We start from the raw sequence: 10,183 nt of genomic DNA, 5'->3' as shown, positions 1-10,183 counted from the left end.
CATATTAGTGTTTAATGGCTCCAAATAGGGTATACAACACTATACTTCAGAAAGGTAAACAGTAGAGTCTGATAAGCACATGGTGTATTCTACAGAAAAAATCAGGGTGATTGAACTTGAATCATTTGAAATAAAATTAAAACAAGTTATCCAGGTTTGCGGCTATTCCGATTCTCACTCCATAGTCTTTGTACTTACCATCTACAAAATTAGCTACAGCTTCTACTCTGAATAGTCTGAAGATATAGTTAATTCCATAGCCTACCTCCGTGTAATTGTTGGAAAAATCAGTAGCCAGATAATTGGTGAAGAAACTCTCTCTAACTCCTGCCAATCTTACGATAGGAATTCGTGTCAAAAGGAATTTACGCATCTGGTAATGAAAGCTACCTGTAAAGTACTCATCACTAGTGCTGAATGCATAATAGTCTAACATTCTGAAACTCCCAACAGGATCAGTGGTTACAAAAGGAGTCCTGTTACCAAGGAAGTGCTTGTAATCCATGAAATATAGACTTTCATCATTCAGGAATTTACCGGCCTTTAATGAAACATCAGCAAGGGCTCGTATGCCGATTTTAAAAGTGTGGCGATAGCCAAGTTCCAATAAATCAAAATCTACTTTACTATCAGCTACATCTGGTATACCCTTCACATATTTCAATCTAAATTTAGGTGTGTAGGTATCAACTTTCCGCTTTCTTCCATTATAGATACTATATTTTACCCACGGCTCATATTCTAAATTTAATTCAGTGGTTAACGAATTATGATCTTCGAAAGAGGTTATAGGTAATTCAGCCGCAATGGGAGCGTTAGGTGTGTATTCTCTCTGAGAACGATCTACCAAATTAAAAGAAGATCTATTTTGCAATTCTCTACGCTCTGCCAATTCTCCTTTAATATTAAGATCTAGCTTATCCCAGAACTTTCTATCATACACAACCTCAGCATAGTCCTTCTCATATATTTTCATGTAATTAAGCTCCTGAATCAGAGTCGTGAAAGTATTGATAATAGGATGTATCGGCTGATCATTGTTATACTGGTTAATATATCTTCCGCCATTTAATCGGATTGAATTCCGTTTTGATCGTTCACCAAAATCATATCTGAATTCTAAAATGCCATTATAAGCAGTACGAGCAAAAGTGTATCTGCTTTGATGGTTTATTCTAAGCCAGTTTTTATTTTCATTGTCAAAGGTCTTTGTGAAAACCAATCTTGTTTCAATATCAAAACCATCAACTGTATTGAACATACCGGATAGCCCGTGGAGACGAAGGTGTGTTCTATCAGCTAGTTTATAATAATTGCCTACGATAGGATCAAAAATATGCTTAGTCTTTCTCTTTTTAGTTTTAAGTGTGTCTCCATCTCTTTCTCTTTGCTGCACCTCTGAAAGACTATCCATTTTGGCATAGCCATCTATTTCGGACTGTTCGAGTGGAATTGGCCTAATTTGCGCCCAATAAGCCGAATCGTTTTTATAAGCCAGCGTATCAATCTTAAAAGTTCTATTTGACACCACCTCTGGCTCATCCGTCTCTTCCAATTCAGCTTTTTCATAAGCCTTTACCAAATTCCGCAGTTGCTTCCTTGTCACTTCCTTTCCAGAGGTCAGAATTTCCTGGATCTCCTTTGTTTCTTCATTTTTAACCTGCTTCTCAAGCTTGCTTGCCAATTCCTTTTCCAGCTTTTCATCTACAACTTCAAACTCTACTGCCAACTCGGGATTCACTTCCACTTTGTAATCGCTGACAGTAGCCAAATACTTACCTTCAAATTCAAACCCAAATACCTTACCGTCAACAACAAAATCATGAGTAACAGGCAACCAAACGTTTTGCTCCACAGGCTCATAAAACTGCTTGATCAAAAAGTTGATGCCCAATTTAGATACGCTCAGATTAAGGCTATAAATACTCCAATAGTCTTCTACTATTTCTATGTAGCCACTAAAAACATTATCACCCTTTGAGCGAGGTATAACTCTGATCTTGCTAATCTCAAAACCTCTGTCACGATGCGTGCCTTCATAAATAAACTTGTAATAAGAAAATGCTCGAGGGGATAATGGTGAAACACCTTGGGCAACTTCGGGCTCGTAAAATGACCCATTGATATAAGCATTGGGATTGCCGTTTTTATCATTTTCACCACTAGTTCTTATTGAAATAACCTTCTCATTGTAGGTGTTCGGGCGGGTATATTCAATGTCACTGACAGATTCTGAAATAAACACCTGCCCTTCCTCCACACCTTCTTTCTCAAGGGTCTTTTCCAGGAAAAAAGGAGCGTCCTTCAATTGGCCAGTGCCTTTCATATAAACTCTGGCGGTATACTTATCGACCTGCTGTGTATGGTACTTACTCTTGGCAATGGCCTTTCGCATTATGGTATATGCGGGATCTTCCTTTCCAGCTCTTACTTCTATATCCTGAAGGACCATTACCTGAGGCTTCATGACTATATTAAGCTCTACAAACTGATCGGCTACCACTACACTTCTCTCTTGAGCCTCGAAACCAACAAACTGAAAAACAAGTGTGTAATTTCCTGGAGTGGTCTTGATTTCAAATAGAGCATCACCATTGGTGGTGGTTCCAGTACCAAGTTCTTTGATATAAATAGTAGCAAATGGGAGTAGTTCACCTTCTGCACTTTTGACAGTTCCTCTAATACCCTGAGCAGATAATAAGGTGATGGACAGGCAACTTAGGATTGCACTAATAAATAGTTGTTTCAATGAGTTGTTGATTTATATGTAAAGTTTTCTTCCGATAATCAGTTGTTCAACGGATTCTGGCACAAGATATTTAATAGACTTGTGGCTTTGGATGCTTTTCCTGATAAACGTAGCAGAAATGTCCATCATCGGTGCCTCAATCAGTTGAACTTTAGGATGCGTTTTTAGATCGGAAGGTTGCGCGTGAGGTCTCGGATAAACCAATAATTCATAAAATTCAAGAATTTTATCAGCGTTTTTCCACTTTTTAAAACTCTTGAGGTTGTCCTCTCCTATAATCAATTTGAATTTTTTGTCCTTATGTTCATCAGACAGATAAGTAAGTGTGTCGATGGTGTAACTAGGCTTGGGCATCCTAAATTCCACATCAACAGCCTTTAAATTAAAATTATCAAATATGGCAGCATTCACTAAATCAAGGCGATCAAACTCATGCAACAAACTGGACTGTTTTTTAAATGGATTTTGTGGCGAAACCACAAACCAAACCTCATCCAGAGTAGCATGCTCGACCATAGTATTGGCTATAATCAAGTGACCAATGTGGATGGGATTAAAACTGCCAAAAAAAAGTCCGATGTTTTTCATTGGAATACTATTATTGAAATGCGAGCAGTGCTACAAACTAAAAGGCCAGTACCAATCCAACATGATATTGGAAGGTGTTGGTTTTAGATTCTCTAAACCCGGCCTCAAAAGTATCAACCACCTCGTAAGCCACTGCATTTCTGTACGTTACCTGCGAACCTAATAAATAATTTCCTGATATATTAAGTAATGTTTTTTTTACCCAGTCCTTACCAGTAAAAAGTTTGCCGATATCAACATATGTTCCTAGTCCAAGGCCGGCATTTAGTGCGGTATCATGTACATATGAATCATCTTCATAAACCTCGGAAACCTGCATTGACCTTATTACACTAAAATAGGTGCTGGCGCCAGCCTTAGCTTCTACAAAGGGCATCAAAGTTTTTCCCTTCACAAACTTGTAGCGTAAATAGACATCATATAAAACAAAGCCATTTTCTTCATAGATGTTAACATAGTTGCCAGGGTAACCCTCTGCAACGGTCTCATAGAAATATCGTTTGCCGGAATAAAGCCCCATGCCAAGCTCAAATCCTAATTGGAATCTTTTATTTTTTAAATCCTTGGAAGCAAGAAATGAAACACCAAGTGGGTTGCGAGTAGTGTAGTCAGAAAATTCGGATAGTGTCTTGAAATTATTGAAACCAAAACCAAGGCTTATACCTTTTTGTGCTTGTAATGAGATGGGAAATAATAAAACAAATAAAACAACCCTCCAGCACATGACAGGTTATTTTTCAATAAAATTGTTAACCAGCTCTTCCGCCTTTTTTAGCGACTCATCAAGATCTTCATTAACCAATGAAATATCAAATTTATCTTCAAATGACATTTCAAATTTTGCTTTGAAGATCCGCTGTGAAAGACTGTCATCAGTTTCAGTCTTCCTGTCCTTCAACCTTTCCTTCAAAAGCTCCATAGAAGGTACTTTTACAAAAATGGCCAGGCCTCTTTCTCCAAAATATTTTTTGAGATGTAGTCCCCCTTTAACATCTACATCGAAAATTACATGCTTACCAGATGCCCAAATACGCTCAATTTCAGACTTGAGAGTACCATAAAAGTTTCCTGCATACACTTCTTCCCACTCAATGAACTCGTCATTATCAATCTTATTTTTAAAATCCTCTGGAGTTAAGAAGTAATAATCTTTACCGTTTTCTTCATTACGCCCTCTTTTATCACGTGTACAGGCAGATATAGAGAACCCTAATTTTGGATTAGTTTTTAGAAGATGTCTTACAATGGTCGTTTTTCCAGAACCTGATGGCGCAGAAAAAATGATTGCTTTCCCTTCGCTCATGCTTTGTCTGTTCCTCGAAAAATTTGCTCTTTAATTGCGTCAGCTAAATCTGCAGGAACATTCTTACCACAACATGTATTCTTCACCAGCGATTTTATCGCTTTATCAACATGATAAATTTCGTAGTAAGGCATACAGTTACAAACATGCTTATCGAAATAGTCTTTCTGTTCTGCGGTGGCTTCATCATCTAATACGAGATGAAGTAATTTGAGACATTCGCTGTGATCTGGTTGATTCGAGTCCTTCTTATCAGATCCACCTGTATTTAAAGAACCGGTAGAATTTGATTCCATATTATTTAGTTTTTGTACCCCATTTTGTTCGCATAGTCACTAAGCTTTTCTTTCAAAAGGTTTCTTGCTCTATGTAGCCTTGACCTAACCGTACCAATAGGAATGTCCAATATTTTAGCCATCTCATCGTACTTAAAACCTTCTAAATCGCAAAGTATAATTACTGTCCTAAAGTCCACATCTAAAGAATTAAGTGCATTTGATATCTCGTCACCAATCATATCCTGCACCGTCTCTACCCGCAAATCTGTTGTTATAGCCTTATCAACATCATCAGAGTTATAAAAAGTTTCAACTTCTTGATAATCAACCTTTGCAGGTTGTTTACTCTTCTTTCTGAAGTCATTAATAAAGCTATTCTTCATTATTCTGAACAACCATGCTTTAGCATTAGTACCCTGTTCAAATGAAGTAATGAATCTATATGCCTTTAAATAAGTATCCTGTACTAAATCTTTGGCATCATCATCATCAAAAGTAAGGCGATAGGCAAAATTATACATAGGCCCTATGTGAGGGAGAAACTCCTTGTCAAAGATGGATTCCTTTTCCTTTTGCGAATAATTTTGACGTTGTGAATCAGACATTGGGTTCAAAAATAATAATATTGAAATGATTTATATGAGCATCTCTGCATTTTATAATAGATAAACGCATTGAAGAGGCATATGGATTAATAAAAGACAACATTATTATTTGAATGGTTGTAATTGTCTTATGCTTGACAAAAACCAGAATGTGTATCATTGCATCAATAATTTAAGGAATGAGGACAATTAGTTATCAAGGCTGGACTTTACTTGTTGCTGATCAAATAAAAGATCAAACAGCTAAAGAGCTATTTGATCATGTTCAAAATGAACAATATACACTGACCAAAGTTTTGAAAGATAATCACAGAAGCGCGGTAAGGCGTGTATTAATAAATTCTGAGGATCTTGTTCTTAAAGTACCTAAAGAAAAAAATGCGCGGATATGGATCAGATTTTTAACATTGTTTCGACTTGGAGAGGCATTTAAAAATTTAAAATCAATGAATCTTCTGTCTGATATTGGTATTAAAACAACAACTCCAATAATGGCTGCTGAGATGAGAAGTTTAGGAATGGTAGTTGAGTCTTGGTTGTTGTATTCGTATTTAGATGGAACAAGTTGTCTTGATCAACCTCAAACATATCCTAAAGTAATTGATACCTTAAAATCTATTCATAAAAAAGGATACACCCACGGTGATCCTCAGATTAGAAATTTCATAAAAAAGGAAAATAAGATTTATGTGATAGATACTAACCCAAAAAAGGCTGGCTTGACAGGGTTTGATTTTGGGTATGAATGGGCATATCTTCGTAAAAGCGCCCCTGGTATTGAAGGATTGTTTAGTGAAATTTTAGAATCAGGTTGGTATAAATTTGCTTATCATTACGATTTATATGCTCGGAAATTTTCTAGATTGAAAAGGAGAGTATTATTTAGAAGTTAGAAAACTAGTTAATGGAACTTATTAAGTTAATTAGGCCTCAACAGTGGGTTAAAAATTTATTCGTATTTATTGCTCCTTTCTTTGCTGGCATACTCTTTCAAAAAGACATTTTTATTGACGCTGCAATTGGATTTATTGCCTTTAGCCTTGCAGCCAGCTCAATTTATATATTAAACGATATTCGTGATGTTGAAGCCGATCGAGTACATCCAACAAAAAAATACAGACCTATTGCTTCAGGCAAAATTTCTAATACGTTAGCCATAGTTATCATGTTGGTCTTTGGTATATCAGCTGTTGCAATAGCTACACTTACAAATTCATATTTTACAGGAATACTTGCAACGTATATCATTATCAATGTTGCCTATTGTTTTGGGCTTAAGCATGTGTCTATATTGGATATGGTTCTCATATCATTTGGCTTCGTATTAAGGACTGTCGGTGGCGGTGTCATAGTTGATGTTGTGTTAACACAGTGGTTAGTTATAATAATATTCTTATTGGCACTGTTTTTAGCTCTTGCCAAAAGAAGAGATGATATATTAATTTTCATAGAATCTGGAAATTCTATTCGTAAGTCAAGTTCTAAGTACAACTTGGAATTTATTAATTCAGCCATAACAATGGTGTCAACCACCCTTATTGTAGCTTATCTTATGTATACCATCTCGGATGAAGTGGTTGAAAGAATGAATTTTGAATACCTGTATTTCACAGGTTTATTTGTGATTCTTGGTGTATTAAGATATCTTCAAAAAACGCTGGTTGAAAACGACAGCTCCTCTCCTGTGAGAGTGCTTTATACAGATCGATTTATACAATTAACTCTTATTCTGTGGGGGTTGAGTTATTTCCTAATCTTATATATCTAGATAAATGAAAAAGATTTCTGGATGGGGTAACTATCCTTTAGTAGACTCTGAGATTAATCGTTTTGATACAGAAAGAGAACTAGTCAAATTATTAGCCAGTGAGTCAAAAACTATTGCAAGAGGTAATGCTCGATCTTACGGAGACTCTGCCCTTGCGCACAATGTGATAAGTTCACTATCACATAACAGAATGCTGTATTTTGATACTGAAAAAGGTATTCTTAAATGTGAGTCTGGTGTTTTGTTTAACGATATTTTGGATGTTATTGTACCCAAAGGATGGTTCTTGCCTGTTACACCTGGCACTAAATTTATAACAGTTGGTGGCGCTATAGCCTCCGATGTTCACGGAAAGAACCATCACGGAGAAGGTTCATTTTCCAATTATCTGGATGAATTTGAAATAGCCTGTGCTGATGGGAGCATCAAAATCTGCAGCCCTAGTAATGAACAAGAATTATATCAAGCCACTTGCGGTGGCATGGGACTTACAGGGGTAATCCTAAATGCAACTTTCAGATTAAAGAAAATTGAATCAGCTTACATATCTCAAAAACAGATTAAGGCCAAAAACCTTGATGAGATAGTAGAGTTGTTCGATGAATATAAATCCGCTACTTATTCCATGGCATGGATCGATTGCCTTAAGGGTGGAAACGCTTTTGGAAGAAGCATACTAATATGTGGTGAACATGCAAGTTTTGAAGAGCTAAGCACAAACCAAAAAAAGGCGCCATTAAACCTGAAGCCAAAGAAAAAGCTCAATGTGCCTTTTAACTTTCCTGCCATAGCGTTGAATCCTTTCTCTATAAAAGCTTTTAATGCCCTTTATTACGCTAAGAATTACAAAAAGGTAATGGAAGGGGTTATACCTTATGAGCCATTCTTCTACCCACTTGATGCTATCAACAATTGGAATAGAATGTATGGAAAGAACGGCTTTGTTCAATATCAATTTGTACTTCCAAAAGAAGGTGGGAAAGAGGGACTAGTAAAAATACTTAAAAAGATAAGAAGCAAGGGTATGGGTTCATTTCTAGCAGTTTTGAAAGCTTTTGGAGAACAAAATGATCTGATAGCTTTCCCAATGGAGGGTCTAACTTTAGCTTTGGATTTTCCAGTTCGTAAAGGCCTATTCGAATTTTTAAATGAGCTTGATGTTATAGTTTTGGAATATGGAGGTCGTATTTATCTAACAAAAGATGCGCGCATGGACGGCCAGACGTTAGCTCAGAGCTACCCCAATTTTTCTAAATGGAAGGCTATAGTAGAAAAGTATAACCCAAACTTTAAGTTTGCATCCACACAATCTGACAGATTAAATATCACATCTTAATGAACGATAAAAAAGTACTAATACTAGGAGCAACATCTGATGTTGGTAAAGCCCTCGCTCAGGTATATGCAGAACAGCATTTCCAACTTGTTCTTGCAGCAAGAAATGTAAAAGACCTTGAGCCAATTAAGAGTGATTTTGAAATCAGAAATGAGGCAAAAGTAGAAATTGCTGAATTTGAAGCAACCGACTATAGCTCCCACCCTGCATTTATTGATAAGGTGGGTACACCAGATATATGCATCTGCGTTTTCGGATATCTCGGAGATCAAACCGAAGCGGAGAATAACTGGGATGAGGCCAAAAGTATAATGTCAATCAATTACATAGGCGCAGCTTCTATCCTAGAAGAGGTTGCAAAAAAAATGACTGACAAGAAAACTGGAACTATAGTAGGTATAAGCTCCGTAGCTGGCGAACGAGGCAGACAAAGCAACTACTTCTATGGCTCTTCAAAGGCTGGTTTTACAGCGTATTTATCAGGATTAAGAAATAGATTATTCCATAAAGGGATACATGTGCTAACTGTTAAACCAGGATTCATTGATACTAAAATGACAGCTGGAATGGATTTACCAAAACCATTAACAGCTAGCCCCTTACAAGTTGCAAAAGCAATTGCAAAAGCTGCTCGCAAGAAAAAGAACACCATTTATGTACTTTCTATGTGGCGCCTCATCATGTATATCATCAAAACAATACCCGAAGGCATATTCAAAAAACTAAAGCTGTGAGTAAGACGCTTGCCCTTTTTGATTTTGATGGAACAATTACCACTAAAGACAGCTTCATTGAGTTCTTAAAGTTTCATAAAGGAAATTTGAATTTCCTTCTAGGATTTACTTGGCTATCACCATACTTGGTAGCTATGAAGCTTGGCTTGATCCCGAACTGGAAGGCCAAAGAAATAGTCCTGAAATACTTTCTTGCTAATTTAAGTGTTGAAGATATGAAGAAAGTAAGCGCTGATTTCTCTCTGAGGATTATTCCAGCGTTAATAAGAAATAAGGCCATCGATCGAATAAAGAAACACCAGGAAAACGGTGATGATATCTATCTTGTATCTGCATCTGCCGAGAACTGGTTAAAACCCTGGTGCGACCAAATTGGAATGAAGTTAATCGGCACAAGATTAGAAACAATAGATGGGAAAATTACAGGCAAAATCGATGGAAATAACTGCTACGGCCCAGAAAAAGTGGCACGAATAAAAGCTGAAATTAACATTTCCAATTATTCAGAAATCTATGCTTATGGTGATAGCAGAGGAGACAAAGAAATGTTAGCATTAGCTGATCACCCTCACTACAAATACTTTTAGACTAGATTCTTTTAAGTATCAAATAGTATTCATTCCTTTCTATTTCTTTGTAGAACGGGTTTTGCTCGACTTCCCAATTCCTGAACCATGGAAACTCTTTATCATGCTTACGAATAGTATTGACGATGATATAATCAATAAGATATTTATCATGAGCCAGCTCTAAAACTTCCAATTGACTCAATCTCTTTCTATTTTGATCTTCTATGTACTCATAAGTTTTGAAGGAAAAAAA

General features: G+C 36.5%; 12 protein-coding genes. 5 read left to right on the top strand and 7 right to left on the bottom strand.

Annotation, left to right across the window (positions count from 1 at the left end):
- Positions 1–136 precede the first annotated feature (136 nt).
- The 6 genes from E1140_RS04550 to E1140_RS04525 are packed head-to-tail and all read right to left on the bottom strand — an operon-like array spanning position 137 to position 5,523.
- Positions 137–2,749 carry a DUF5686 and carboxypeptidase regulatory-like domain-containing protein gene (locus E1140_RS04550; protein WP_155179498.1) on the bottom strand — a complete coding sequence of 871 codons (2,613 nt, stop codon included), beginning with the start codon at positions 2,747–2,749 and terminating at the stop codon, positions 137–139.
- Between the two features lie 12 nt (positions 2,750–2,761).
- Positions 2,762–3,337, bottom strand: coding sequence for a nicotinate (nicotinamide) nucleotide adenylyltransferase (gene nadD / locus E1140_RS04545; protein ID WP_155179496.1), 576 nt, complete (start codon positions 3,335–3,337; stop codon positions 2,762–2,764).
- Between the two features lie 37 nt (positions 3,338–3,374).
- On the bottom strand, positions 3,375–4,061 hold the full coding sequence (locus tag E1140_RS04540; RefSeq protein WP_155179494.1) for a hypothetical protein: 687 nt from the start codon (positions 4,059–4,061) through the stop codon (positions 3,375–3,377).
- 6 nt (positions 4,062–4,067) lie between these two features.
- Positions 4,068–4,640, bottom strand: coding sequence for a guanylate kinase (gene gmk / locus E1140_RS04535; protein ID WP_155179492.1), 573 nt, complete (start codon positions 4,638–4,640; stop codon positions 4,068–4,070).
- Positions 4,637–4,936, bottom strand: a complete 300-nt coding sequence (locus tag E1140_RS04530) for an anti-sigma factor (RefSeq protein WP_155179489.1) — start codon at positions 4,934–4,936, stop codon at positions 4,637–4,639. Before E1140_RS04530 ends, gmk begins: the two co-directional genes overlap by 4 nt.
- Positions 4,937–4,941: 5 nt before the next feature.
- Positions 4,942–5,523 carry a sigma-70 family RNA polymerase sigma factor gene (locus tag E1140_RS04525; protein ID WP_155179487.1) on the bottom strand — a complete coding sequence of 194 codons (582 nt, stop codon included), beginning with the start codon at positions 5,521–5,523 and terminating at the stop codon, positions 4,942–4,944.
- Positions 5,524–5,702: 179 nt separating this feature from the next.
- Here E1140_RS04525 and E1140_RS04520 point away from each other — a divergent pair, with 179 nt between their 5' ends.
- Genes E1140_RS04520 through E1140_RS04500 form a run of 5 tightly spaced genes read left to right on the top strand, consistent with a single transcriptional unit; the run spans position 5,703 to position 9,948 of the window.
- Positions 5,703–6,416 carry a lipopolysaccharide core heptose(II) kinase RfaY gene (locus tag E1140_RS04520; protein ID WP_155179485.1) on the top strand — a complete coding sequence of 238 codons (714 nt, stop codon included), beginning with the start codon at positions 5,703–5,705 and terminating at the stop codon, positions 6,414–6,416.
- A gap of 11 nt (positions 6,417–6,427) precedes the next feature.
- A complete protein-coding gene (locus tag E1140_RS04515; protein WP_155179483.1) occupies positions 6,428–7,291 on the top strand; it encodes a decaprenyl-phosphate phosphoribosyltransferase in 864 nt (287 codons plus the stop codon).
- Positions 7,292–7,295: 4 nt separating this feature from the next.
- A complete protein-coding gene (locus tag E1140_RS04510; protein ID WP_155179481.1) occupies positions 7,296–8,627 on the top strand; it encodes an FAD-binding oxidoreductase in 1,332 nt (443 codons plus the stop codon).
- Positions 8,627–9,361 (top strand): SDR family oxidoreductase, encoded by a 735-nt coding sequence (locus tag E1140_RS04505; protein WP_155179479.1) that lies wholly within the window; start codon positions 8,627–8,629, stop codon positions 9,359–9,361. Before E1140_RS04510 ends, E1140_RS04505 begins: the two co-directional genes overlap by 1 nt.
- Positions 9,358–9,948 (top strand): HAD-IB family hydrolase, encoded by a 591-nt coding sequence (locus E1140_RS04500; protein WP_185153431.1) that lies wholly within the window; start codon positions 9,358–9,360, stop codon positions 9,946–9,948. The genes E1140_RS04505 and E1140_RS04500 overlap by 4 nt, the downstream gene beginning before the upstream one ends.
- Position 9,949: 1 nt before the next feature.
- Here the strand turns inward: E1140_RS04500 and E1140_RS21380 are convergent.
- Positions 9,950–10,183 (bottom strand): hypothetical protein (locus tag E1140_RS21380; RefSeq protein ID WP_185153430.1); only part of this gene is annotated, 234 nt, incomplete at its 5' end.

The sequence above is a fragment of the Fulvivirga lutimaris genome (assembly GCF_009711525.1).
GTDB lineage: Bacteria > Bacteroidota > Bacteroidia > Cytophagales > Cyclobacteriaceae > Fulvivirga > Fulvivirga lutimaris.
The sequence above is the reverse complement of the archived record's forward strand: the minus strand, read 5'-3'. Positions and strand labels throughout refer to the sequence as shown.